Here is a 25,089-nt window from a genome sequence, read left to right on the forward strand (position 1 = left end):
AGGGCGAAGCGCCATGGCCGCTTACAGCGAGTAGTACATTTCGAATTCGATCGGGTGCACCGACTGACGATAGCGTTGCAGCTCGCCCGTCTTCAGTTCGATGTACGCGTCGAGCATCGAATCCGTGAACACGCCACCGCGCGTCAGGAATTCACGGTCCGCGTCCAGCGAGTCCAGAGCCTGGTCAAGGCCGGCGCACACGGTCGGGATCTTTGCATCCTCTTCCGGCGGCAGGTCGTACAGGTTCTTGTCGGCAGCTTCGCCCGGGTGAATCTTGTTCTGCACGCCGTCCAGACCCGCCATCATCAGCGCGGAGAAGCACAGGTACGGATTCGCCATCGGATCCGGGAAACGCGTTTCGATACGGCGGCCCTTCGGGTTCGACACGTGCGGAATACGGATCGATGCCGAACGGTTGCGTGCCGAGTAAGCCAGCTTGACCGGTGCTTCGAAGTGCGGCACGAGGCGCTTGTACGAGTTCGTCGACGGGTTCGTGATCGCGTTCAGCGCGCGAGCATGCTTGATGATGCCGCCGATGTAGAACAACGCGAATTCCGACAGACCTGCGTAACCGTTGCCTGCGAACAGGTTCGTGCCGTCTTTCCAGATCGACTGGTGAACGTGCATGCCCGAACCGTTATCGCCGACCACCGGCTTCGGCATGAACGTTGCCGTCTTGCCGTACGTATGCGCGACGTTGTGGATGATGTACTTCATTTGCTGCAGCCAGTCGGCGCGTTGCACCAGCGTCGAGAACTTGGTGCCGATTTCGTTCTGGCCCTGACCCGCGACTTCGTGGTGATGCACTTCGACCGGAATGCCGATCTGTTCGAGCAGCAGACACATTTCCGAACGGATGTCCTGGAACGTATCGACCGGCGCGACCGGGAAGTAGCCGCCCTTCGTGCCCGGACGGTGACCGGTGTTGCCGCCTTCGAAGTCCATCGACGACGACCACGGTGCTTCTTCCGAACCGATCTTGACGAACGTGCCCGACTGATCCGTGCCCCACTTGATCGAGTCGAAAATGAAGAATTCCGGTTCCGGACCGAAGAATGCCGTGTCGCCGAGGCCCGTGCTCTTCAGGTAGGCTTCAGCGCGCTTGGCCAGCGAGCGCGGGTCGCGCTCGTAGCCCTTGCCGTCCGCCGGTTCGACGACGTCGCAGGTCAGCACGAGGGTGGATTCTTCGTAGAACGGGTCGATGAAAGCCGTGTTCGCGTCCGGAATCAGCAACATGTCTGATGCCTCGATGCCCTTCCAGCCGGCAATCGAAGAACCGTCAAACGCATGGCCGCTTTCGAACTTGTCTTCATCGAATGCCGACACCGGCACCGAAACGTGTTGCTCTTTGCCGCGCGTGTCGGTGAAACGAAAGTCGACAAACTTGACGTCTTCGTCTTTGACGAGTTGCACGACGTCGGCCACGGATTTACTCATAACCTATCTCCTGATTAACGAATTCGGCGGATTCAGCCGCCGCCCAATCTAGCTGACCCGTCCCGGCACGTCCACCCTCAATCGTTGAGGAGGAACATAAAAGTCTGCCTGGACAAATCGATCGGCACCAATAAAGCAGCTTCTGTGCCATGTATGCGCCAACCCGGCGCAAAACCACACTACGCGCGCGTTTGCGGGGAATGGGCGCACCGCACGGCATGCAGCCCCGAAATCTTCAGGTCTGACTTCGCACCAAATTCGTGCATTCGCCAGATTGGCAACGGGCGACATCTTTATTTTGGTGCATTTCGCGAAACTTGCACCAGTTTTGCGCATTCGCCTGGTCGCGGCGCACGGCCGTTCGCCGCCGCTCGCGCCACGGGTGCGCGCCGCACTTCGCGCGCTAGAATGGTTATTTGGTCCGAAGGAGATTTGCGCTCATGAGCACGCTCGAACAGTTGTACGCAAGCGCGGACAAGCGCCGTACCGAGAATCAGCTGCCGTACGCGGGCGCGATATCGCCCGCCGAAGCGTTCGAACTGCTGCAACTCGATCCGCGCACGCGTCTCGTCGATGTGCGCACCCGCGCCGAACTCGATTGGGTCGGCCGGCCGGTGATCGGCGACGGACAGTATGGGCACGTGGAATGGACGCGCTATCCAGGCGCGGTGCCGAATCAGGAATTTCTCGCGCAGTTGAAGCAGGTCGCCACGCCCGATACGCCCGTGCTGTTCCTGTGCCGCAGCGCCGCGCGCTCGAAGCTCGCCGCGATCGCCGCCACGCAAGCCGGCTTCACCAAGGCGTATGACCTGCTGGAAGGCTTCGAAGGCGACAAGGACAGCCAGGGGCATCGGAAGACGGTGTCAGGCTGGTGTTTTCGCGGATTGCCGTGGATCGGGGCGTAAGTGCGGCGATTGCGTGACTGCTGCCTGGCGGCTGTGGTGGCGCTTGCTGGGCGCTACCGTTCGCGGCCTGCTTGCTGACTGCTCGCTAGCAGTCACGACGGCGTCTCGAGACCGGTTCAACGCCAACTTTTTGAGGCCCGCACGTGAGGACAGGCACATCGTCAGCGCTGAATGTGACAGGCCGATGATCCGCCGAAGCCGCGCTCAGCATCGGCGACGAACTCGATGAAAAATGGGCGCCGCAGCGCCCGAACCAAATCAAACGGATGTCGCGCGGATCAGCCGCGCGGCTTCGCCGCCGCAGCCGCCGCCTCGGGTTCGACGATATCGCCGCCCAGCAGATGCACGCCTTCCCGCAACTTGACGAACGCCGCCGCCACCGCTTCCGGCTCGCCCTTCACGCCCAGATCGATGTGATGCCGCGCGTACACGCCGCCGCGTTCCGCATCGCCCACGCTCGGCAGACTAAAGACCCGCACGCCCGGAAAATCGCGTTCGATTTTTTCCATCAGCGGCGTGACGCGCGACTCCGGCAACTCGAACACCAGCAGCGACTTTTCCGCGTGCGGCATGGCGTGGTGCAGATGCGCGTACTGCGTATCCAGCACCCACTCGATCATCGGCCACGCCATCACCGGGAAACCCGGCACGAAGTGATGCTGATTGATCGAAAAGCCCGGAATCTTGTTGTAGCCGTTCGGAATGATCGACGCGCCCTGCGGATACGTGCCCATATTCAGGCGATGCCGATTTTCCGGCGACTCCAGATCGAGCGGCGCGGCCGAGTTCGCCGGATACATGTCGCGGATGCGCTCCTGAATCAGCTTCGCGGCCTCCGGGTGCAGTTCGAGCGGCACGCCGAGCGCGGCCGCCGCGCATTGGCGCGTGTGGTCGTCCGGCGTGGCGCCGATGCCGCCCGTGGAGAACACGATGTCGCCCGAAGCAAACGTGCGCCGCAGCGTCGCCGTGATGCGCTCCGGATCGTCGCCGATGTACTCCGCCCAGCCGAGCGACAGTCCACGCGCGCCCAGCAATTCGATGACCTTCGGCAGATGCTTGTCGATACGCCTGCCCGACAGGATTTCATCGCCGATGATGATGACGCCAAATGCCATTGCCGCCTCTTTTTCGCTTAGTCAGTCATGCATCAGTAGGAAACCGGCGCCGCATGCCGCACGCCGCCGTGCTCATCCGCGCGCATGCGCTGCAGCGCGCGCAAACAGTAGTAGCCGAACCATAGCGCCGAGAATATGAGGATGAACGCATAGATCCAGATCGTCACGGCCGTGACCACCGGAAACAGCACGATCAGCCAGACCGACGACGCCCACAACAGCGTCGGCAGCGAACCCAGCAAACCGCTCGCGATGCCGATCAACAGCAGCGGCAAGCGGAAACGCCGCACCAGCGCGCGCCGCTCCTCACGCGTGGCATGCAGCGCGAGCGCGTCGTAGCTCATCACACGATACGTCAGCCAGCCCCACAGGAGCGGCGGAATCAGCGCGAAGAACGGTGGCACGAGCCAGAGCGGCAGCGTGACGATCAGCAGCACCAGACACACCAGCGTGGTCCACAACGCCTGACCGAGGCTACCGTACCACGTTCCGCCACGGCGCATTTCCAGGCTCGGGAATTGCCGCGCCGACAGGAAGCGGATGACCGCGGGCATCGACAGCGTGGCGATCAGCAGCAACACCGTGACGACGATCAGCGGAATCGCCATCGCGATCACGATAAACGGCGCGATCGCCGCATGTAGCGCCGAAAAACCGAGCCAGTCGAACAGATGATAAAGCGTGATCGTGAACGACCAGCCTTCGAGCCAGGTGCGGGTTGCGCCGATCAGCGTCTGCCAGGAAAACCACAGGATCACGCCCCACCCGACCGTCGCCGCCAGAAACGGCATGAAGGTCAGCCAGAGCATGCGCGGGTGGAGCGCGCTTGCGAGCGCGCGTCCGAACGAGCGCAACAGATCATTCATGCGAGCCAGTGCCGGTGAACGAAACGATGGAATGGAGCGAACCGTGCGACGAACCCGCTGGGCAGCCCCGCGTTAGGTCGCAAACGTGAATAGGATAAACCACGTGACGCGCCGCCGGGGAAACCGGCGGCGTGGGAGGAAGCGCGCTCAAACGGCGGCGGCGTCGTTGCTTTCGGTGCGGCGCTTCGGCGAAAGACGCCCGGCGATGCGCACGAAGGCGAGCCAGTGTTGCGCCCAGAAGCCGTCGCCGTAACGGCGGCCTTCGAGTTGATCGCGGATGCCGGTCGGCTCCATCTCGCGGCTCCATGACACGCTGCGGAACAGCATGTCCCACCACGGAAACAGCACGCCGAAGTTGCAACCGTATTTCAGCCCTTCGTGACCGTAGCCGATCGCATGATGCCGGCGATGAAACGTCGGGCTGACCAGCAGCCGCTCGCCCAGCCAGCCGAAGTACATGCGGATGTTCGCGTGCTGGACGCTCTGCGCGAGATTCGTGATGGCGACCAGCACGACGAACTGCGACGGCGGCACGCCGATCACCAGCGCGATCACCGCGAAGAACGAGGCTTGCAACAGATCGTCGAGCAGATGATTGCGGTCGTCGGACCACAGCGACATCTGCTGCTGGCTGTGATGCACCGCGTGCAGTTCCCACCACACGCCGATCCGGTGTTCCCAGCGGTGATACCAGTAGCCGGCGAAATCGAGCACCAGCAGATACATCACGAACGTGACGAGCGGCTGCGTGGTGATGCCGGGCCACAGGTTGTCGAACTCGATATTCGAAATATTGTGCAGCCGCAGCCACGCCTGCACGTTGTCGAAGAACGGCTGCAGCGCGAAGAAAAAGAACAGGTTGAGAATGCCGAGCTTGGCGATCCACGTGTAGATCACGTCGACGCGCACTGCCTTGCGGCTCTCCCACTGCTCCACCGGACGCAGCGCTTCGAGCGGACGCAGAACCGCGTACATGGCCAGCACTTCGACGACACCCACGATCACCCAATACAGGCTGTCGTAGGTGTCTTCGTCGTAATCCATCAGATTGAAGCGGAACAGCAGCGGCTGCACCACGTCGACGTACAACAACGTCTGCACGGCGGAGACGAAGCTGTCGAGGGAAGAAAAAATCAGATGGAACATGGTGCGGGTCGGGTTACTTCATCCGTGACGGTTCGCGTGGTGCGGCATGAGCCTTCGCATCAGGCGCCGTTCGGCGCCGTGACCGGCGCGCGATTGAAGAAATAGATGCCATGCGGCGAACGGCCGACGGCAATCGTCTGGATCAGCTTACGCGTTGTCAGGTCGATGATGCCGACGTGCTTCGCGAAGCGGAACGTAACCCACAGATAGCGTTTGTCGGCGGAAAGTTCCATGTCGTCCGGTCCCGGCATCAAACCGGTGATGTCGCCGACGTTGGTGAGCGTGTCCTCGTCGATGATGCTGATCGTGCTCGCCACGCGGTTCGACACCGCGACGTGCTTGCCGTCAGCCAGCGAACGGAAGTTGTGCGCGCCGTTGCCGGTGTGGATCGTCTTGACGATCTTCTGGTTGCGCCAATCCACCACCGCGACGTAATCCGAGCCGGTCATGCCGATCAGCAGATATTTCTCGCCCGGCGTCATCCACAAGCCCGCCGGCACCTTGCCGACCTTCATCTTCCACTTGACGGTTTGCGTAGCCAGGTCGATCGCGGCCAGTTCGCCCGACACCTGCAGCGTGACGAATACCGTCTTGCTGTCGTTCGTGAACGCCATGTGGCTCGGCATGACGGCGAGCGGCAGGCGCGACGCCAGCGTCATCTGGTTCTTCTGGCCGTCGTAGTGATAGATGTCCAGACGGTCCAGACGCAGGCCGGTGGTCACCAGCCATTTGCGATCAGGCGAAAACCCAATCTGATACGGATCTTCGATATTCTCGACCCAGCGCTGCACCTGGCCCGATTTCGGATCCACGAACATCAGGTTGTTCGACACCGAATTCGCGACGATCAACGATGAATTGTCCGGCGTGGCCATCAGGTGATGCGGTTCCTTGCCCGTGGGCACCGTGCCGACAACCTGGCGGGTCGCCTCGTCGATCAGGCTCAGCGTGGCTTCGCCGGAATTGAGCACGATCACGTTGTTGGCGTGGGCCGCCGGAGAAAAAAAGCCTGTGGCGGCGACCAGCACCGCGCCCGCGGCGACCGTAGCAGTCAAGCCGGGAAGAAAAAATTTACGCATGAAAACTCACTTCGGAGAACAACCATCATTGTAGAACGTTTGCCGGGGCCAGCGGTTGACGCAGGTCGGTGTCAGGGCAAGAGAAATCAAGGGCGCAATGCCTCGACCGCCGCTTAGCGAGCGGATCGACACAACACGCGATCGCGAAAGCACCCGTAACGAGTCGGCCCTGAACAATTCGTTTCCCGAGCGACCGACGTCACGCCATCATGTCGGCGGCAATGCAGCGGTTAAGGAAAGCCGCGAGAATGAAGACACAAAAAAGCCGCAGCCTCCTCAAGATCATGCGGAGGTTGTGGCCGGCCCCACACAGTACCGCGTGCATCGCATCTCCGAGCGCGCCTTTGAGCCAGTTCCTATCGAGTTTTCCGTCTGTCTTCATGTGACCGATGGCTGGCTCGATTGCGCTGCGCCGTCTGATCATCGCACGTAGTCCGCGTGTGATGCCCCGCCGCAAACCCGGGTGGTAGATCTTCACGCCGTCGACGGCGACGCCCTTGTAGCCACGGTCGACGATGGCGACTTCCGGCGTGGCGTTGCACAGGATTGCTGCCTGTTCCAGCGCTTCAGCCAGCGTATGACCATCGTACGGATTGCCAGGCATCGAGCGCATGCCAACTACCAGTCCTTCCTTGTGAGTCGTCGTGATCGACACCTTCACGCCGAATTCGTACGGCTTGCGCGCCTTGCCTTTGGCCAGGCATTCGACTTCCGGCGCATGCAGCGCGTACAGCTTGTTCTTGTCCTTCGGCTTCTGCGACAGAATCCGCTTCGTCCTGGCGATCAGCTCCTGCAGCGCAGTACGGCTTGAGTCTGCCACCTGAGCGATCTGCCGCTCAACATCTCGCATGACGCGACCAACGCGCGAACGCAGCGTGCGCAATGCCTTCCTCATGCGCTTGAACTGCTTCGCGTGAGCGTAGCGGCCAATTTGCAACCCAAGACGCGGCGCCTCACGGTTGTAGTTCTGCCGCAGCTTCAGGCCGTGCCGCGCTGCGGCCTTCACCAGATGTTCGCGACACCGCTCGAGCAGCCGCGAATCGGTTGGATGGGAAATCGCCTTCTCCATGACCGTCGTGTCAACGATCACCCGCTTCACGCTCGCGGCCTTAATCACGCCAGCACGTTTTGCTGCTTCAATGGTCTCGGCCAGCAACTCCTCAACGCCGGCTTCGCCCAGTCGCTTCCTCCAACGCGTCAGGCTCGACGGGTCGATCGGCGGCTCCGTCTGCAGGTACGTTTCGCCCGTAAACACCTGCCAGTACGGGTTCTCCACCCATTGCCAGACGACTTCTTCGTCGGACAGATCGAACGCGTGCTGCAAATACAGCAGCCCCGCAATCAGGCGCGGTGAACTCGCCGGTCGACCCTTGTGCGACACGAAGCTCTCGCTCATCAATGCACCCAGCCGTTCCCAGTTGATCAGGTCAGTCAGGCGCACCAATGGATGCTTCAGGTTGATCTGTTCTCGCAGAGGTTGCCGGAAGAAATCTCCCTCCGTCACTGGCGTCTTCGGACCCATCTGCACCTCGTCGAAAAATGCAGGATTCTCGCGTTAATATGCCAGGTTCCTGCAATTCCCACAACCGCATTTCCAGCTCAAAGCCCCATACCGCGAGGCTTTGAACGTTGTTCAGGTCCGACTAACGAGTATCACGCCTGAAACGTCGGATCTCACCGAAAGCGTATAACCACAAGAATACGCTTAGATTAAACAAACAATTACCAGAACATATTTTGAACATTCCTTATTTAACACCTCTTAGATATTGATCAACCGAGACACTCCGACACAAAGCGATTTTTCCGCACTCACTTCAGATTTAACTGATCTCCCGCGCTGCCGCCAAACCGGACAATCCTGCCACCTCCTCCCCATCCACTCATTTCATGGATGCACGGACGTGACGCGGGTGTTTCGCACGTAAGAAAGAACGAAGGGCTTAATTGGTAAAACCAAGGCCCGCAGATTCTTTATTTTTGCGCAATTTATCAGGGCGATGAATCCATACACAAACACCCGTGCTCATGTGCCGTGCATTCACGCACTACCGCGGAGTTTCTAAAACAATGAATAGCAATAACCCACTGGTTTGGTGTGAAGCGACGGCAATGTCGCCGGCGGCGCCGGTAACGGCAAGATCAAAGACAACGCGCAAGAAGGCCATCGCGCGTGCAGTGGTGATTCTGGCGGCACTGGCGGGTGGCGCGCCGGCGGCGCGGGCCGCCCTCTTCGTAAACACGAGCGTCGATTCGCCTGGAAGCGATGTCGCGCCCTATGTGGGAGGCCCGGGAGCGATTGCGATCGGTATCGGCGCAACAGCAGGGGGCCCCTACGCGATCGCGACGGGCTTCCAGGCTGATGCGCAGGGCGCCATGTCGATCGCAGCCGGCGTTCAGTCGAAGGCGTACAGCGACAAATCGATTGCAATGGGCGTGCAGGCGACAACCGCACCCACTGCCCTCTATGGCATCGCGGTCGGCAATCAGGCTTTCGTCAGCGGAGTGGGGGCAACGGCGGTTGGCACATCCGCGCAAGCCACCGGCCTCAACTCGGTCGCTATCGGTTATGCGGCGTCAGCCACGGTCGCCAACAGTGTCGCGCTCGGCGCGGGTTCACTCACGACCGTCGGCGCCCAGACCGGGTACACCGCCTACGGCCTCACCGCACCACAAACTTCGGCTGGCGAAGTCAACGTCGGCAACCGGTCCGTCACCGGCGTCGCCGCTGGCGCAGCCGACACCGATGCCGTCAACGTCAGCCAGCTCAAGGGTGCCATTAGCGCCGCTACGGCCAATGCCGTCACGTACGACAATGCAAACGGCACCGTCAACACGAACAGCGCCACGCTCGCGGGTCCCACCTCCACGGACGGCGGCGTCACGGGCGGCACGACCATCACCAACGTGCATCAAGGTGCCGTATCCGCCAGCAGCACCGAGGCCGTGAATGGCGCCCAGCTCTACGCCATCGCTGGCGACACCCGCACCGCCTACATCAAGCAGAACGGCAGCGGTGTCAAGTACGTCCGGACCAACGATGACTCGCTGACGCCGGACGACGCTCACGCAACCGTCACCGGCGCTTCGGCGATTGGCTACAACGCCCGGGCGGACGGTGACAACTCGGTCGCACTCGGCCGCGGCGCTCACTCGGAAACGGCCGGTGCCGGGGCCGTTGCAATCGGGTACAACGCCGACGCAGCGGCAACCGGCGCTGTCGCTACGGGCTATCAGGCAAGCGCATCGGCAGCGAATGCAATCGCCGTCGGCTATGCCGCATCGGCGAGCAGCTTGAACGGCGTCGCCGTCGGCAATGCGGCGCTAGCAAACGACACAAACGCCGTGGCCCTCGGCGCGGGTGCCCGCGCCTGGCAAAATGGCACCGCGCTGGGTCGCCTCGCGACCGCGTACGGTGCCTACGCGTCCGCGCTCGGCTACGGCTCGCTCGCTTACGCCGACGGCTCGACGGCGCTCGGCGCCAACGCGAATGTCTCCGGCACCAACAGCGTGGCGCTTGGCTACAACGCCAGTGTCACCGCCGCGAACAGTGTCGGCCTCGGGGCGAACTCGACCACGACCGCGAATCTCAACCAACCCGGCGAGGAATTCGGCACGAGCGGCGTGGTCCAGGCGACCAAGGCCTTCGGCGAGGTGTCCGTTGGCTCGACAGGCAACGAGCGTCGTCTGACTAACGTCGCAGCGGGCGCGGCGGCGACCGACGCCGTCAACCTGAGTCAGTTGAGTGCGGTCGATGGCAAGGTCGACGCGCTTGCGCAAAGCGGCACGCAGCACTACTTCAAGGCCGATGGCGCCGCCGACGGCACGGACGACGCCGTCGCGAGCGGCACGCATGCTGTCGCAACAGGGGTGCTCGCGACCGCATCGGGCGACAATGCTACGGCGCTCGGTGCCATTTCCGCCGCAGCGGGAACGGGCGCCGCCGCGCTCGGCGCATATGCTTCGGCTACGTCGGCCGGCAGCATCGCCATGGGTTACAACGCCGTTGCCAGCAATGTCGATTCAATTGCGATAGGCCACGACGCGGACGCATCGGCTGACGGTTCCGTCGCCCTGGGCCAAGGTTCGATCGCCAACCGCGCGAACACGGTCTCCGTTGGCTCCGCCGGCAACGAACGCCAGATCACGAACGTCGCGGCCGGCACCGCCGACACCGACGCCGTCAACGTCGCGCAGCTCAAAGCCGTGAGCGATCAAGGCGCCGCCAATGCCGCCAAGCTCGACGGCGCGGTCGTGTACGACCAGAACGCCGGCGGCAGCGTCAACAGGAATAGCGTGACGCTCGGCGGCGACGCCGCGAACGGCGGCACGGCGATCCACAACGTCGCGGCGGGGGTGGACGGCACCGATGCGGTCAACGTCGATCAGTTGAACGCTGCCATCGCGGGCGCGGTCAACAACGCCGTGGTCAACTCGGGCAATCGGTTCTTCAGCGCGGAAGGCAATCGCGACACCCAAGGCGCCGTGTCATCCGGCACGCAGTCCGTCGCTGGGGGCGCCAACGCTCAGGCTACCGGCACCAACGCGGTCGCCATCGGCGCGAACTCACTGGCCAGCGGCGCGAACGCCACCTCACTCGGCGCGAACTCCATTGCCAGCGGCGCCAACGCTACCGCGCTCGGCGCAGCAGCAAACGCCAGCGCCAACAACTCCGTCGCGTTGGGGCAAGGCTCGATCGCGGACCGCGCAAACACCGTCTCCGTTGGCGCTGCAGGCCAGGAACGCCAGATCACCAATGTCGCAGCCGGCGCGCAAGGCACCGACGCGGTCAACGTCAACCAGTTGCAGCAAAGCGTGGGCGGAGCGGTCAGCCAGGCGAACAGCTACACCGACGACCAGATCCGCTCGGCCCGTCGCGATGGATATGGCGGCACGGCATCCGCCATGGCAATGGCAGGCTTGCCGCAGGCGATTCTGCCGGGTCACGGCATGGTCGCAATGGCCGGCGGCACCTACGCAGGTCAATCGGCGTTGGCCATCGGCGTATCGCAAATCTCGGAAACGGGGAAGTGGGTCTACAAGCTGCAAGGCACCACGGATTCGCGCGGCCAGTTCGGCGCGTCGGTCGGCGCCGGCATGCACTGGTAACGAAACTGGCAGGACAGACCGGGCCAAGCGAGTCGCAGCAAAAGCCCGGTCCATCGACTTTCCATGTGCGACGAGCGCGAGCTCGACCCAAGCCCCGCGCCCGTTTTTGCGCGCGACGCCATTCCCACAAGGCATGGCGCCGCGCGCTTTTTTTACCTCGCCACGAAAGGCTGCCGGTCTATAACGACGATCTGTAACCGAACCTACCCACGCGAGGAAGCCACACGGCGTCCCCTCCTCGTCTCGGTCAGCGCTGCATCGACTCCCACACCTTATAAAGCCGCTTCACCGAAATCGGCATCGGCGTACGCAGCTCCTGCGCGAACAGCGAGATCCGTAACTCTTCCAACAACCAGCGGAACTCCGACAAGCGCGGATCCAGCACGCCGCCGCGTTGCGCCACCGCGCGCTGATAGTTCTGCAGCAGCGGCTGGAATTCGGCGTACTGCCGCGCATCGCGCGCGGGGTCCGCCTTCAGCTTGTCGATGCGTAGCGCAATCCCCTTCAGATAGCGCGGAAAATGCGCCAGCTGCGCGTACGGCGTGTCGACCACGAAGCGCTTGCCGATCAGTCCGTCGAGCTGATTCTGCAGATCAGCATGCGCCGCCGTGAACGACCTTGCCTGCACCAGCTTCTTCGCCACGGTCGCGTATTCGCCCAGAATCTGCCCGATCAGACGGGCAATTTCCTGAGCCAGCAAGGTCAGGCGGCTGCGGCCTTCGTCGCGGCGCGTGTGGAAACTGACGTCGTCATCAGGCAACGGGTCTTGCAAGCAGGCGCGGTCGAGCGCGGTGTCGATCAGCTGATCGCGCAACTCTTCCTGCGTGCCGCGCGGCATGAACTGCATCGCCATTTCGCGCAAACCCGGCAGATTCTTTTCCAGATACTTGATCGGCTCCTTCAACTGCAACGCGAACAGTCGACGCAATCCCGCGCGATGAATCCGCGCGGCTTCGTCGGGTGAATCGAATACTTCGACGTCGCAATGCGTGCCGCGATCCACCAGCGCCGGATAACCGAACAACGTCTGCCCGCCACGACGGATTTCGAGCAGTTCGGGAAGCTTGCCGAAATTCCAGGTCGTCAGTTTTTCATACAAGGCCGTGCCCTGCGTGCCGGCTTGCGACGCAGCCTGCGGACTTGGCACGGCAGCACCGCCCTTGCCTCGCTGCGCGCCTGCACCGGCCGCGCCTGACGTTTGCGACGGCGTCGCGACACCGCCGCCGCCCGCGTCCGCCAACGCCGCCCCGGCCGCGCTCGATGCGATCTTCTGAAAATGCTGCTGCGCCTGGCCGCCGAGTTCGGCGCGCAGTTGCGACATATTGCGGCCCATCGCGAGCTGGCGCTCATGCTCGTCGACGACCTTGAAGTTCATGAACAGATGCGGCGGCAAGGTCTCGAGCTTGAAGTCGGACTGTTTCATCGCGACCTGGGTCTGCTCGCGAATATCGGCGATCAGCGACTCGAGCAAACCGCCCGCGCCGAAGCGCGGAGCGCTGTGGCGGTCGACGAAACCCGCCGCGTACTCCGGCAGCGGCACGCAATGACGGCGCAACTTCTGCGGCAAGGACTTGAGCAGCAGTTGCGTCTTCTCTTTCAGCATGCCGGGCACGAGCCATTCGCAGCGCCGCGCGTCGACCTGATTCAGCGCATACAGCGGCACGGCGAGCGTCACGCCGTCACGCGGCGAACCGGGCTCGAAGTGATAGGTGAGCGCCATTTCGACGCCCGCCATGGTCATCCGTTTCGGGAACAGGTCGGTGGTCACGCCGGCGGCTTCGTGCCGCATCAAATCGTCGCGCGACAGATACAGCAGGCGCAGTTTGTCTTCCGGCTGGCCGCTCTTTTTCACCTCGTCGCGATACCAGCGCTCGAACGACGCGCCGGTGTAAATGCCCTTCGGCAGCGCCTGATCGTAGTAGGCGAAAATCAGCTCGTCGTCGACCAGCACGTCCTGCCGGCGCGATTTGTGTTCGAGCTGCTCGATATCGGCGAGCAGCTTGCGGTTGTGCGCGAAAAACGCGAGCTTCGTATCGAACTCGCCTTCCACCAGCGCGCCGCGAATGAACAGCTCGCGGGCGCGCGCCGGATCCTGTTTGCCGAAGCTCACTCGCCGCCGGTGATAGATCGGCAGCCCGTACAGCACCGCGCGCTCGAACGCCGAGACCTGCGCCGCGCGCTTCTCCCAGTGCGGCTCGGAGAGCGACTTCTTTAGCAGATGCTCGCCGATCTTCTCGATCCACTCCGGCTCGATCTTCGCGATGCAGCGCGCGTACAGCCGGCTCGTCTCGACCAGTTCGGCGGCCATCGCCCACTTGCCGGCTTTCTTCACCAGCGCCGAGCCCGGCCACAGATAGAACTTGATGCCGCGCGCGCCGAGGTAATACGGCTCGTCGTCGGCTTTGAGGCCGATGTTGCCGAGCAGGCCCGTCAGCAGCGCGAGATGGATCTGCTCGAAAGTCGCTTCCGCTTCGTTCAGACGCCAGCCGTGCTCGCGCACCACCGTCAACAGTTGCGAATGCACGTCGCGCCATTCGCGCAAGCGCAGTTGCGACAGGAAGTTCTTGCGGCACTCTTCGTGTAACTGCTTGTTCGACTTCTTGTGCGCGATCGCTTCTTCGAACCAGTTCCAGATTTTCAGCCACTGCAGGAATTCGGAGCGCTCGTCAGCGAAACGGCGATGCGCCTGATCGGCCTGCTCCTGGGCTTCGATCGGCCGGTCGCGCGGATCCTGCACGGACAACGCGCTCGCGATGATCAACACTTCCTTCAGCGCCTGCTGGTCGCGCGCGGCCAGAATCATTCGCCCGACGCGCGGGTCGAGCGGCAGGCGCGCGAGTTCGCGGCCGAGCGGCGTGAGCTGATTGTCGTCGTCGACGGCGCCGAGTTCGTTGAGCAGTTGATAGCCGTCGGCGATCGCGCGGCCCGGCGGCGGCTCGATGAACGGGAACGTCTCGATCGCCGTCAGATGCAGCGACTTCATGCGCAGAATCACCGACGCCAGCGACGAACGCAGAATTTCCGGATCCGTAAAGCGCACGCGGCCCTGATAATCGCTTTCCTCGTAGAGACGAATGCAGATGCCATCGGCGACGCGGCCGCAACGCCCGGCCCGCTGATTGGCGGCGGCCTGCGAAATCGATTCCACCTGCAACTGCTCGACCTTGTTGCGATACGAGTAGCGCTTCACACGCGCGAGGCCGGTGTCGACCACATAGCGAATGCCCGGCACCGTCAGCGAGGTTTCGGCGACGTTGGTGGCCAGCACGATGCGGCGCGCGTTCGAGGTGCGGAACACGCGCTCCTGTTCGGCCGCCGAAAGACGCGCGAACAGCGGCAGAATTTCCGTATGCGGCGGATGATGCTTGCGCAGCGCCTCGGCGGCGTCGCGGATTTCGCGCTCGCCGGGCAGGAACACGAGCACGTCGCCGGGACCTTCGCGGCAGAGTTCGTCGACGGCGTCGACGATCGCGTCCATCAGATCGCGATCGGTTTCGCGCTGCGATTTCGGCCGGTCGCCACGTTGCGTGGAAGGCGCGTTGCCTTCCGCGGCCTTCACGGCGGGGCTGTCTTCCGCGACGGGCCGGTAGCGCACCTCGACCGGATACAGCCGCCCGCTCACCTCGATCACCGGCGCGGGCTTTTCTTCGCTGCCGAAGTGGCGCGCGAAACGATCCGCGTCGATCGTCGCCGAGGTCACGATCAGCTTCAGATCGGGACGCTTGACGAGAATTTCCTTCAGATAGCCGAGCAGAAAGTCGATGTTCAGGCTGCGCTCGTGCGCCTCGTCGATGATCAGCGTGTCATACGCTTTCAGCAGCGGATCGGTTTGCGTTTCGGCGAGCAGAATGCCGTCCGTCATCAGCTTGACGGACGCGCCCGGCGACAGATTGTCGGTGAAGCGCACCTTGTAGCCGACCACTTCGCCGAACGGCGTGCCGAGTTCTTCGGCGATGCGGCGGCCCGTCGCCGACGCGGCGATGCGGCGCGGCTGCGTGTGGCCGATCAGACCGGAGCCGCCCGCGCCGAGCCCGCGCCCGAGTTCGAGGCAGATTTTCGGCAACTGGGTGGTTTTACCGGAGCCGGTTTCGCCGCAGACGATCACGACCTGATTTTGGGCGATGGCCTTGGCGATTTCCTCGCGACGGCCGGAAACCGGCAGCGCTTCCGGGTAAGTAATCGGCGGAATCGGATTGGGCTCGACGACGCGCGGCGCGCGTGGCGGACGTGGTTCACGTGGCGGCTGCGGTTCGCGGCGGTTGGCGCTGCGCTCCGCGTTGCTTACTGCCGGCGATTTTTGCGCAGGCGCGCCGCCCGACTCGTGGCGCCCGGCGCTGTGCTCGGTGTTACCTGCTGCCGGCGATTTTTGCGCAGGCGCGCCGCTGGGACCGCGGCGCGAAGCTCTACCTTGCTCGGAAGCGTGGCGGGGTTGCTGTCCGGCTTGCTCTGGCGTGGGACGTGGTTGCTCTGCACCTCGCCCTGACGCGCGACGCGGCTGATCGCCACGATTGCCACCTTCCTGCAAATTGGCGCCCGGCACATTCCCGAACTGAGCACGCCGCTCGCCGCTTCGCTGCGTCTGCTGGCCGTGCGGCGCATTCTGCTTCTGCGGACGCCCCGGGTTGTGGCCCGAGCCTCGACCTTCCTTGCCGTGAGGCGATTGCGACTCGCCGCTCACGGCGTGTTTCGACACCTCGCCACTTTCCTGAGCGCGCGCCTCGCGGCCCGGATTATTTTTCTGCGCCGACGCCTGCGCATTTTCCGCGGCGCGCCGCGGCTCGCGCGCCGTGTGCGGCGTGTTGCGTTCGGCGTCCTGCGCATCGCGGCGCTTCGCGTCGCCGGCCTTCACCTGATCGGCGGCCGGCGCCGGATTCTCGTTCGCCGCAGCGGGACTTTTGGGTACATTCGACATGGGGGCGCATTATAATCCCCCGCATGAATTCCCAAACCGACCTCGTCCCCGCGCCCGCGAGCGCTCCGGCCCCCGCCGGAGCAACGGAAAATCTCGCCCAGCACGCGCAATTCGTCGACTGGATGCGCTCAGTCGCCCCTTACATCCATGCGTTCCGCAACAAGACGTTCGTCGTCGGGTTCGGCGGCGAGGTGGTGCATCAGGGGCTCCTGAATGCGCTCGTGTCCGATATCGCGCTGTTGCAGGCCATGGGCATCCAGATCGTGCTGGTGCACGGCTCGCGCCCGCAGGTCGAAGAACAGATGAGCCTGCACGGCGTGGAGTCCGAGTTTTCGCACGGCATGCGGATTACGGACGCGCGCGCGCTCGAATCCGCGAAAGAAGCGGCCGGCGAAGTGCGCCTCGATATCGAAGCCGCGATCAGCCAGGGCTTGCCGAATACGCCGATGGCGCACGCGCACATCAGCGTGGTGTCGGGCAACTTCGTGACGGCGCGGCCGGTCGGTATTCTCGACGGTGTCGATTTCGCCCACACCGGCGTGGTGCGCAAGATCGACGCTGATTCGATCCGCCATTCGCTCGCGAGCCGCAAGCTGGTGCTGCTCTCGCCGCTCGGCTTCTCGCCCACTGGCGAGGCCTTCAATCTCGCTATGGAAGACGTGGCGTCCGCCGCGGCGATCGCGCTGCGCGCCGACAAGATCGTGTTCCTGACCGAAACGCCGGGCCTGATGGAAGCCGGCGAAGAGGGCCCCGAACTGGTGCGTGAACTGTCGCTCGACGACGCCTACAAACTGCACGAAAGCGGTGAAGTCACCGGCGACGCGGGCTTCTATCTGAAGCACTCGATTCGCGCCTGCCGCGGCGGCGTGGCGCGGGCGCACATCATCCCCTACGCGCTCGACGGCAGCCTGCTGCTCGAACTGTTCCTGCACGACGGCGTGGGCACGATGATCTCGTACGAGAACCTCGAAAGCCTGCGCGAAGCCACCCCGGACGACGTCGGCGGCATTCTCGCGCTAATCGAGCCGCTCGAATCAGACGGCACGCTGGTGCGGCGTGGCCGTCACCAGATTGAACGCGACATCGACCACTTCTCGGTGATTGAGCACGATGGCGTGCTGTTCGGCTGCGCGGCGCTGTATCCGTACACGCAGGAGCGCATCGGCGAAATGGCGTGCCTGACGGTCGCGCCCGAAGCGCAAGGCACCGGCGACGGCGAACGCCTGCTCAAACGCATCGAGCAACGCGCGCGGGCGCGCGGGCTGACGCGCATTTTCGTGCTCACCACGCGTACCGAACACTGGTTCCTCAAGCGCGGCTTCGTCAAGGTCACGGTCGACGACCTGCCGGAAGACCGCCGCCGACTCTATAACTGGCAGCGCAAGTCGCTCGTGCTGATGAAACAGCTCTGAGCGACCCTATATATAGCGACTGCCCACCCCCACACCGATTTAGGAGAAGCACAGCATGACTCGTATGGTTCAATGCGCGAAGCTCGGCAAGGAAGCCGAAGGCCTCGATTTCCCGCCGCTGCCGGGCGAACTCGGCAAGCGGATCTACGAAAGCATCTCGAAGGAAGCCTGGCAGGCCTGGTTGAAGCAGCAAACCATGCTGATCAACGAAAACCGCCTGAACATGGCTGATCCGCGCGCACGCCAATACCTGATGAAGCAGACCGAAAAGTTCTTCTTCGGCGAAGGCGCGGACACGGCGCAGGGTTATGTGCCGCCGTCGGCTGAATAAACTCGTTCGCCCGTTAAATTGCACGACCGAAATCCGCGCCTGGTGCGCGGATTTTTTTCGCGCCGACGTGCGGCCGGGTTGACCGGCCTGAAACTGCCGAATTCGCGGCGCGAGCATCGCCGGGAAATTCTCCAAACGGTACATTTCCGTGCCGTTTTAAGCCCCTTTTCCAGACCGCCGGGATCCGCCCAATGCCCCGCCCCGCAAGGGATTGAGCGTGCCCGCCAAGGTCCCCGCCGGACACCGGGTTTGCACGATCCTCTGTTATCGTGCTATCATGTGCATCGTTCCAACAGCATCTCACCTTCATTCACGTTCTCTTCAATCTGGCGCGCAGTGCGTGTGCCGTTCCGAATTGAACAGTTTTTATACAAGAAGGCTTGTCGGTCGTTTCTCCGTTTCGCGTCACACGTGAGCGGCGAATAAAGCACCGGCCTTTTTCGTTTCAAGCCTTCCAGCGGCGCATGGGCCAGCTTTCAGCCACCCCAGCGTCCTCATGCACCTGCCCCCCTTCCACGGCCACGCAGGTGCAACAGTCAGCACAATCTAGACGAGTGTTTTTTCGCGACATGTCTCGCGAGGCACGGGCGTTCTGTTTTCCATCGCGCCCAGCTCCATCGCCCTTCGACGGCGACGGAGACGCTTTTCGCCTTGCTCGCGAAACTGCACTTCCCAGCAACCGTGGCGGAACGTTCATGCGCATCATGAGTTTCGTCGCAGTCATTGGAGTTTTCACCTTGACCGCTTCCAGCAACGGCTTCTGGCGACACCACAAAGAAGAACAACGCCTCTCTCTCGACGACATCACCGTCGTCGACAAATCTCTCCTCAAGCGGGCCGTCGGCGCCATGGCGCTCGGCAACGCGATGGAATGGTTCGATTTCGGCGTGTACAGCTACATCGCTGTCACGCTCGGCAAAGTGTTCTTCCCGTCGGCCAGTCCGGCAGCCCAATTGATCGCCACCTTCGGCACGTTTGCCGCGGCGTTCCTCGTGCGGCCGGTCGGCGGCATGGTGTTCGGGCCGCTCGGCGACCGCATCGGCCGGCAGCGTGTGCTCGCCATGACCATGATCATGATGGCGCTCGGCACCTTCGCGATCGGCCTGATTCCGAGTTACACGACAATCGGCATTTTCGCGCCGGTGCTGCTGCTGGTTGCGCGTCTGGTGCAAGGCTTCTCGACCGGCGGCGAGTACGGCGGCGCGGCCACCTTCATCGCCGAATTCTCGACCGACAAGCGCCGCGGCTTCATGGGCAGCTTCCTCGAGTTCGGCACGCTGATCGGCTACGTGCTCGGCGCGGGCACGGTCGCCGTGCTGACCGCGACGCTCTCGAACGACGCGCTGCTCTCGTGGGGCTGGCGTGTGCCGTTCCTGATCGCCGGCCCGCTGGGTCTGGTGGGTCTGTACATCCGGATGAAGCTCGAAGAAACGCCCGCGTTCAAGAAGCAGGCCGAGCAACGCGAAGCCGAAGACAAGGCGGTGCCGAAGCAGTCGTTCCGCGAGTTGCTCATGCAGCAATGGAAGCCGCTGCTGCTGTGCGTCGGCCTCGTGCTGATCTTCAACGTCACCGACTACATGGCGCTCTCGTATCTGCCGAGCTATCTGTCGGCTACGCTGCACTTCAACGAAACGCACGGTCTGTTCCTCGTGCTGCTCGTGATGGTGCTGATGATGCCGATGACACTCGCCGCCGGCCGTCTGTCCGACACGATCGGCCGCAAGCCGGTGATGCTGTTCGGTTGCGTGGGTCTGTTCGCGCTGTCGATTCCCGCCCTGCTGCTGATCCGCATGGGCACGGTGCTGCCGGTGTTCGGCGGCCTGATGATTCTCGGCGTGCTGCTGTCGTGCTTTACCGGCGTGATGCCGTCGGCGCTGCCGGCGCTGTTCCCGACCAAAATCCGCTATGGCGCGCTGGCGATCGGCTTCAATATTTCGGTGTCGCTGTTCGGTGGTACGACACCGCTCGTGACGGCGTGGCTGGTCGACCGTACCGGCAATCTGATGATGCCCGCGTACTACCTGATGGGCGCGTCGCTGATCGGTATCGTCTCGGTGATGGCGCTGCGCGAAACCGCCCGCAAGCCGCTGCTCGGCTCGGGCCCGTGCGTGGCGACACGTGCGGAAGCGCATGCCGTGCTGCGCGGCGAGCGTGAAGCCGAGGAGATGGACGAACGCTATGCGGCAACCGCGACGGCGCGTGCCTGAGCGCGGGTTGTTTGATGGTTAGCGCGGCTTGTCCGCGAGTAGTCTGAGAGCGGGCCGGCAATTTTTTGCCGGCCCGTTTTTTTATGGCACCAGCGATTCGAAGCTCGCGCTTGCGTGCGCACCTTCGACGATCAGGATCCCAGCTGAAATCGGCAACTTGAAACGCCGTGGCCCCGCGCTGCCTGGATTGACGAATAGCATGCCGTCGCGCTCGCTGATCAATGGTTTGTGCGAATGGCCGGTCACCACCACGCCGATCCCCTGGCTGCGCAGATCGGCGCCCACGTCGGCGATATCGTGCACGACGAGAATCGTCACTTGCTGCACGGTCAGCGTGGTGTGCGTTGGCAGCGACGCGGCCCAGTCGCCGGTGTCGTTATTGCCGCGCACCGCCGTGACCGGCGCGATCTGCTTGAGTGCATCGAGCACGGCCTCGTTGCAGATATCGCCTGCGTGGATGATCGCGTCGCAACCGGCCAGATATTGCAACGCCTCCGGGCGCACGAGGTTGTGCGTGTCGGAGATCAGGCCGATTCGTGTGCGTGTGGATTGTCGAGTGCGCGAAGTCATGTTGGAAGTATCGGGCAAATGAGCGGACTGCGTGCGCGGTTGTTTCGCTGAGCGGGCACCCCACGCGCTTCGAGTCGCTAGCAACGCGATGCATCGCTTTGAGGCGCTTGAGCCGCTTGAGTCGCTTCGGGCCGCTTGAGTCGCTTCCGGCCGCCCTGAGCCGCTTCGTGCCGCGGCCCATCGCTTCGACATGCGGCGAACTGCAATGAGCCGCAATAAGCGCGGTGAACCCACACAGTCAATCCGCCGACTGCTGCTCCGCGAGTTCACGCGACACGGCCTGCACCGGCCGTTTCGCGCCGAGCATCCGTTTGGTGGCGCCCTGCACGATCACCGAAACCACCGAGGCACACGCGAAGCTGATCCACACGCCGTACTGCGGCAGCAGCGTCGCGCTCACGGCGAAAAACGCCGCGAACGAGCCGCGGCCGATCACCATGCCGCGCATCAACAAGGCGACGAAGTCCGCGCCGTGCGCGCGTTGCGCTGACACCGCGAGCACGATGCCGAGCAAGGGAAAAACCGACAGCAGTCCGCTCCACGTCGCGCCCATCGACGCGGAAAGCGTGGTCACCGCGACCGTCAGCAACGCGCCGGCGAGCATGCGCACGGCGAGATCGCCGAGTCCGAGGCGCGCCGCCGGCACGTGACCGGTCACGCGCGGCAAGCCGCTCTGCGACACCGCCACGGCTACACAGGCCACCGCAACCGCCCATGCAAGTCCGGCGGGAAGCTGCGTGAGCAAAATTGCCACGCCGACCCAGCCCGCCATGCCGGCAATCAACGCGAGCGGCCACGCGGCGCGCCGGCAAGTCCACGCATACGCAAAATTGAAGGCCTCCGACGCGGCAATCGCCGCGATCGAAGCCGCCGACGCCTGCGCCGCGAACGACGGCCCGCGCTCCAGCGCGAGCAGCAACACGATCGGCCCGGCGACCAACGGCAGCCCCGCCAGCCACCCCGCCACCGACGGCCCCCACACGCGTCCCGCCACGGTCAGCGCGGCGAGAAACGCCGGCACCAGCACGAGCTTGAGCGCGAGCAGCACGCTTACGATTCCAGCAGGTGTTCGATGCGCCGGTCCGGCACGAGCCACCATGCGGCGGCGAGCGCATAGAGCGCGGCCGAAGCCCACGGCACGACAAACGCCAGCGCGATGCCCGCCAGATAGACCACGACCGAAACCTTGCCCTTGAAGTCGCTGCCGACCGCTTTGGCGAGGGTCGAGTCGCCGCCGTGCTCGCGGATCAGCACGCCCGTCAGAATGAAATACGCAATCGACGACATAAACAGCACCGCGCCGTACATCGCGGTCGGCCAGGAAGCCAGATGGTTTTCGCCGACCCAATGCGTGACGGCCGGCAGCAGCGACAGCCAGAACAGCAGATGGAGGTTGGCCCACAGCACCGCGCCGTTGACTTTCTGCACGGCATGGAACATGTGATGATGATTGTTCCAGTAAATGCCGACGTAGATGAAACTCAGCACGTACGCGCAGAACACGGGGAGCACCGGACGCAGCGCGGCGAGATCGAAGCCTTCCGGCACCTTCAACTCGAGCACCATGATCGTGATGATGATGGCGATCACGCCATCGCTGAAGGCTTCGACACGTCCCTTGCCCATCGGTTGAATTCCTGATGATGAATGCGGTTGCGCGCACCGTTCGCCCGCGTTCCGCAGACGACCCACGCCGTTGCCGATTATCCGCGATGGCCCAACGCTTTGTCGATGCGCCTGACCGCTCGGCAGCTTGCCGCGATCAAGCTGAAGCGTCGTTCGGGTAATAGACGGCGAGCCACACGCTGGGCCCCTGATCGCTCGTCCATGCCACCCGATGCCGGCAATGCGCGTCGATCAGCACGTGATCACCGGCCTTCATCGGATGCGGCTCGGCCTCGCCTTCGAATTCGAGCGCCGCCGCGCCGCTCAACAGCACGACCCACTCGGCGCGCGGACTGTCGTACCAGAAGCCCGGCGGGCTGGCGTGGCCCATCGAGACGATCCGCTCGATGCTCACGCCGCCCTGCTCAACCAACGCGTCGATCTGCTCGTCCGCGCCCGCCGGTGCGCCGTGGTCGAACAGATTGCCGCTTCTGATTGCGCGCTTCATCGTCGATGCTCCGCTCGAGTGCGCCGCTCACTTCATGGGCTTGAGTCCGTCGAGCAAGGTCGGCACCAGTTCGCTGATGGTCGGGTGAATATGCATCGCGTACTGCAAGGTCGGATACGGCGCGCCAGCCGTCATGATGTCGATGAACGTGTGAAGCGCCTCGTCGCCTTCGATGCCGTGAATCGCCGCGCCGAGAATCTGCTTGCTCTCCTTGTCGACCATCACCTTCATGAAGCCGTCGGTCTCGCCGCGTTCGCGCGCGCGGCCCACGCGCGTCATCGGCATGGTGGCGATCAACGCGTCGCGGCCCGATTTGCGCACCTCGGCCTCCGAGGCCCCGACACGCGCGAGCGGCGGATCGACGAACACGGCATATGCCATGATCCGCGTATCGACGCTGCGCGCGCCGCCGTCGAGCAGATTGGCCGAGACGATCTGATAATCGTCGTAAGAGGTGTGGGTGAACGCGCCGCGTCCGTTGACGTCGCCGATCGCCCAGACGCCCGGCACGTTGGTGCGCAACTGGCCGTCGACGGGAATCGTGCCGTGTTTGTCCACCGTGATGCCGGCGGCCGCGAGGCCGAGGTCATCGGTATTCGGCTCGCGGCCGGTCGCGAACAGCAGGTGCGACGCTTCGAGCGCGGGAACGTTCTGCTCGAAGCCGATGCACACTTCGTTCTCGCGATGCGGATGAGGTTCTACCCGCGAAGGCTGCACACTGAAGCGAAATTCCACGCCCTCGCGCGCGAGCACCTTCTGCACGGAATCGGCGAAATCGGCGTCCTCTCGCGTGAGCAAGCGCTCGCCGCGCACCAGCACGGTCACCTCGCTGCCGAAGCGGCGAAAGATCTGCGCGAATTCGAGCGCGATATAACTCGCGCCGACGATCACCAGATGACTCGGCAATTCCGTCAGGTCGAGCAGGTTGGAGTTGGTGTAGTAGCGAATTCGCTCGAGCCCGTCGAGCGGCGGCACGACGGCGCGCGTGCCTGTATTGATGAAGATTTCGTCGGCGCTGATCTCGTCGAGCAGATTGCCGTCCGGTCCGCTGATAGCAAGCGCATGCGGTCCGGTGAAGCGCGCGTGGCCGTTGAACACGCTCACGTTATTCGTGCCGCGCAGCCATTTCTCGACGCCGTCGCGCGACTGCCCGATGATCGTGTCCTTGCGTGTCTTGACCGCAGCCAGATCGACACTGATCGCGCCGCCCACCTGCACGCCGAGTTCCGCGCAATGACGCGCGACATGCGCCGCGCGGGCGCTCGCCACATAGGATTTGGTCGGCGTGCAGCCGACGTTCACGCAGGTGCCGCCAAAGGCAGCCCGTTCAATGACCGCCGTTTTGCGGCCGCTTTGACCGAGACGCACGGCGAGCGGTGAGCCGCCTTGTCCCGTACCGATCACAACTGCGTCGAAGTGCTGTGGCATGGCAACTCTCCCGAGGCTGGGGTGCTGGTCGTAGCATCTTACGCTCAGCCTCTCGAATCACCATGCTGCGCTGCCGATTGCGGCGCTTTGTTGCGGATGACTGCTGTTTTCCGTCCGTTGTGCTCAGGCGTGGCAATGCACGGCGCAGATCAATTCGCGCGAACGTTGCAGCGCGGCCTGCGCGCCGCGGGACGCCATTACCCAGCCGACCTGGCCGAGATTGAAATCCTGCGACACCATCACCTGCATGAGGGCGACCATCGGTAACACCACCGACGGCCGGTAAAGCTGGTCTCTGATTAAAGCTGGCATGACAACTCCCGTCGCACGACGCCGCTTCGGCATCGCGCTCAATTTACCTTTCGATGGGAGGATTTTAGAGAGACCGACCTCGCGGATAAATACCGCGAACGCGAAGTCACTTGTCCAGCAAACCGAACAATCCCGTCAGGATGTCCG

The 25,089-nt window shown here is 63.5% G+C and carries 18 protein-coding genes; 5 read left to right on the top strand and 13 right to left on the bottom strand.

Annotation, left to right across the window (positions count from 1 at the left end):
* Nucleotides 1-21: 21 nt before the first annotated feature.
* The gene (gene glnA, locus HF916_RS41930; protein WP_074282900.1) at nt 22-1,437 is read right to left on the bottom strand and encodes a type I glutamate--ammonia ligase; all 1,416 of its coding nucleotides are present in this window, start codon (nt 1,435-1,437) and stop codon (nt 22-24) included.
* A 440-nt stretch (nt 1,438-1,877) separates the two neighbouring features.
* Here glnA and HF916_RS41935 point away from each other — a divergent pair, with 440 nt between their 5' ends.
* A complete protein-coding gene (locus HF916_RS41935) occupies nt 1,878-2,342 on the top strand; it encodes a rhodanese-like domain-containing protein (protein ID WP_168794546.1) in 465 nt (154 codons plus the stop codon).
* A gap of 278 nt (nt 2,343-2,620) precedes the next feature.
* Here the strand turns inward: HF916_RS41935 and HF916_RS41940 are convergent, their stop codons facing one another.
* From HF916_RS41940 to HF916_RS41960, 5 genes are all read right to left on the bottom strand, one after another.
* Nucleotides 2,621-3,457: a competence/damage-inducible protein A gene (locus tag HF916_RS41940; protein WP_168794547.1), complete on the bottom strand. Its 837-nt coding sequence runs from the start codon at nt 3,455-3,457 to the stop codon at nt 2,621-2,623.
* 32 nt (nt 3,458-3,489) lie between these two features.
* Entirely contained in the window at nt 3,490-4,323 is an 834-nt protein-coding gene (locus tag HF916_RS41945; RefSeq protein WP_168794548.1) for an EI24 domain-containing protein, read from the bottom strand.
* 147 nt (nt 4,324-4,470) lie between these two features.
* Nucleotides 4,471-5,469: a sterol desaturase family protein gene (locus HF916_RS41950; RefSeq protein ID WP_168794549.1), complete on the bottom strand. Its 999-nt coding sequence runs from the start codon at nt 5,467-5,469 to the stop codon at nt 4,471-4,473.
* Between the two features lie 59 nt (nt 5,470-5,528).
* The gene (locus HF916_RS41955; protein WP_168794550.1) at nt 5,529-6,548 is read right to left on the bottom strand and encodes a beta-propeller fold lactonase family protein; all 1,020 of its coding nucleotides are present in this window, start codon (nt 6,546-6,548) and stop codon (nt 5,529-5,531) included.
* A 199-nt stretch (nt 6,549-6,747) separates the two neighbouring features.
* Nucleotides 6,748-8,070, bottom strand: coding sequence for an IS5 family transposase (locus tag HF916_RS41960; RefSeq protein ID WP_168790234.1), 1,323 nt, complete (start codon nt 8,068-8,070; stop codon nt 6,748-6,750).
* A 548-nt stretch (nt 8,071-8,618) separates the two neighbouring features.
* Here HF916_RS41960 and HF916_RS41965 point away from each other — a divergent pair.
* Complete coding sequence (locus HF916_RS41965) at nt 8,619-11,657, top strand: YadA-like family protein (RefSeq protein ID WP_168794551.1); 3,039 nt, start codon at nt 8,619-8,621, stop codon at nt 11,655-11,657.
* 247 nt (nt 11,658-11,904) lie between these two features.
* Here the strand turns inward: HF916_RS41965 and hrpA are convergent, their stop codons facing one another.
* Nucleotides 11,905-16,569, bottom strand: coding sequence for an ATP-dependent RNA helicase HrpA (gene hrpA, locus HF916_RS41970; RefSeq protein WP_168794552.1), 4,665 nt, complete (start codon nt 16,567-16,569; stop codon nt 11,905-11,907).
* 23 nt (nt 16,570-16,592) lie between these two features.
* On the opposite strand from hrpA, the gene argA reads away from it, so the two are divergent.
* From argA to proP, 3 genes are all read left to right on the top strand, one after another.
* On the top strand, nt 16,593-17,981 hold the full coding sequence (argA, locus tag HF916_RS41975; protein ID WP_168794553.1) for an amino-acid N-acetyltransferase: 1,389 nt from the start codon (nt 16,593-16,595) through the stop codon (nt 17,979-17,981).
* Between the two features lie 55 nt (nt 17,982-18,036).
* Entirely contained in the window at nt 18,037-18,312 is a 276-nt protein-coding gene (locus HF916_RS41980; RefSeq protein WP_073427523.1) for an oxidative damage protection protein, read from the top strand.
* 704 nt (nt 18,313-19,016) lie between these two features.
* The gene (gene proP, locus HF916_RS41985; RefSeq protein WP_431311469.1) at nt 19,017-20,519 is read left to right on the top strand and encodes a glycine betaine/L-proline transporter ProP; all 1,503 of its coding nucleotides are present in this window, start codon (nt 19,017-19,019) and stop codon (nt 20,517-20,519) included.
* A gap of 81 nt (nt 20,520-20,600) precedes the next feature.
* On the opposite strand, the gene HF916_RS41990 is transcribed toward proP, so the two are convergent.
* The 6 genes from HF916_RS41990 to HF916_RS42015 form a co-directional block, all read right to left on the bottom strand.
* A complete protein-coding gene (locus HF916_RS41990) occupies nt 20,601-21,089 on the bottom strand; it encodes a metallophosphoesterase family protein (protein WP_168794555.1) in 489 nt (162 codons plus the stop codon).
* Between the two features lie 238 nt (nt 21,090-21,327).
* Nucleotides 21,328-22,134 carry a hypothetical protein gene (locus HF916_RS41995; protein ID WP_168795835.1) on the bottom strand — a complete coding sequence of 269 codons (807 nt, stop codon included), beginning with the start codon at nt 22,132-22,134 and terminating at the stop codon, nt 21,328-21,330.
* A gap of 5 nt (nt 22,135-22,139) precedes the next feature.
* Nucleotides 22,140-22,715, bottom strand: a complete 576-nt coding sequence (locus tag HF916_RS42000) for a TMEM175 family protein (RefSeq protein WP_168794556.1) — start codon at nt 22,713-22,715, stop codon at nt 22,140-22,142.
* Nucleotides 22,716-22,851: 136 nt separating this feature from the next.
* Nucleotides 22,852-23,202: a cupin domain-containing protein gene (locus tag HF916_RS42005; RefSeq protein WP_168794557.1), complete on the bottom strand. Its 351-nt coding sequence runs from the start codon at nt 23,200-23,202 to the stop codon at nt 22,852-22,854.
* A 27-nt stretch (nt 23,203-23,229) separates the two neighbouring features.
* The gene (locus HF916_RS42010) at nt 23,230-24,630 is read right to left on the bottom strand and encodes an FAD-containing oxidoreductase (RefSeq protein WP_168794558.1); all 1,401 of its coding nucleotides are present in this window, start codon (nt 24,628-24,630) and stop codon (nt 23,230-23,232) included.
* Nucleotides 24,631-24,753: 123 nt separating this feature from the next.
* Nucleotides 24,754-24,942, bottom strand: coding sequence for a hypothetical protein (locus HF916_RS42015; protein ID WP_012433618.1), 189 nt, complete (start codon nt 24,940-24,942; stop codon nt 24,754-24,756).
* Nucleotides 24,943-25,089 lie beyond the last annotated feature (147 nt).

The organism is Paraburkholderia aromaticivorans (assembly GCF_012689525.1).
Taxonomy (GTDB): Bacteria; Pseudomonadota; Gammaproteobacteria; order Burkholderiales; family Burkholderiaceae; genus Paraburkholderia; species Paraburkholderia aromaticivorans_A.

What these genes read in the sequence shown, in the direction of transcription:
- HF916_RS41965 (WP_168794551.1), top strand. Translation starts at nt 8,619, where the DNA reads ATGAATAGCAATAACCCACTGGTTTGGTGTGAAGCGACGGCAATGTCG.
- HF916_RS42010 (WP_168794558.1), bottom strand. Translation starts at nt 24,630, where the DNA reads ATGCCACAGCACTTCGACGCAGTTGTGATCGGTACGGGACAAGGCGGC.
- HF916_RS41940 (WP_168794547.1), bottom strand. Translation starts at nt 3,457, where the DNA reads ATGGCATTTGGCGTCATCATCATCGGCGATGAAATCCTGTCGGGCAGG.
- proP (WP_431311469.1), top strand. Translation starts at nt 19,017, where the DNA reads ATGAGTTTCGTCGCAGTCATTGGAGTTTTCACCTTGACCGCTTCCAGC.
- HF916_RS41980 (WP_073427523.1), top strand. Translation starts at nt 18,037, where the DNA reads ATGACTCGTATGGTTCAATGCGCGAAGCTCGGCAAGGAAGCCGAAGGC.
- HF916_RS41990 (WP_168794555.1), bottom strand. Translation starts at nt 21,089, where the DNA reads ATGACTTCGCGCACTCGACAATCCACACGCACACGAATCGGCCTGATC.
- HF916_RS41950 (WP_168794549.1), bottom strand. Translation starts at nt 5,469, where the DNA reads ATGTTCCATCTGATTTTTTCTTCCCTCGACAGCTTCGTCTCCGCCGTG.
- HF916_RS41935 (WP_168794546.1), top strand. Translation starts at nt 1,878, where the DNA reads ATGAGCACGCTCGAACAGTTGTACGCAAGCGCGGACAAGCGCCGTACC.
- HF916_RS41945 (WP_168794548.1), bottom strand. Translation starts at nt 4,323, where the DNA reads ATGAATGATCTGTTGCGCTCGTTCGGACGCGCGCTCGCAAGCGCGCTC.
- HF916_RS41955 (WP_168794550.1), bottom strand. Translation starts at nt 6,548, where the DNA reads ATGCGTAAATTTTTTCTTCCCGGCTTGACTGCTACGGTCGCCGCGGGC.
- HF916_RS41960 (WP_168790234.1), bottom strand. Translation starts at nt 8,070, where the DNA reads ATGGGTCCGAAGACGCCAGTGACGGAGGGAGATTTCTTCCGGCAACCT.
- argA (WP_168794553.1), top strand. Translation starts at nt 16,593, where the DNA reads ATGAATTCCCAAACCGACCTCGTCCCCGCGCCCGCGAGCGCTCCGGCC.
- hrpA (WP_168794552.1), bottom strand. Translation starts at nt 16,569, where the DNA reads ATGTCGAATGTACCCAAAAGTCCCGCTGCGGCGAACGAGAATCCGGCG.
- glnA (WP_074282900.1), bottom strand. Translation starts at nt 1,437, where the DNA reads ATGAGTAAATCCGTGGCCGACGTCGTGCAACTCGTCAAAGACGAAGAC.
- HF916_RS42005 (WP_168794557.1), bottom strand. Translation starts at nt 23,202, where the DNA reads ATGAAGCGCGCAATCAGAAGCGGCAATCTGTTCGACCACGGCGCACCG.
- HF916_RS42015 (WP_012433618.1), bottom strand. Translation starts at nt 24,942, where the DNA reads ATGCCAGCTTTAATCAGAGACCAGCTTTACCGGCCGTCGGTGGTGTTA.
- HF916_RS42000 (WP_168794556.1), bottom strand. Translation starts at nt 22,715, where the DNA reads ATGGGCAAGGGACGTGTCGAAGCCTTCAGCGATGGCGTGATCGCCATC.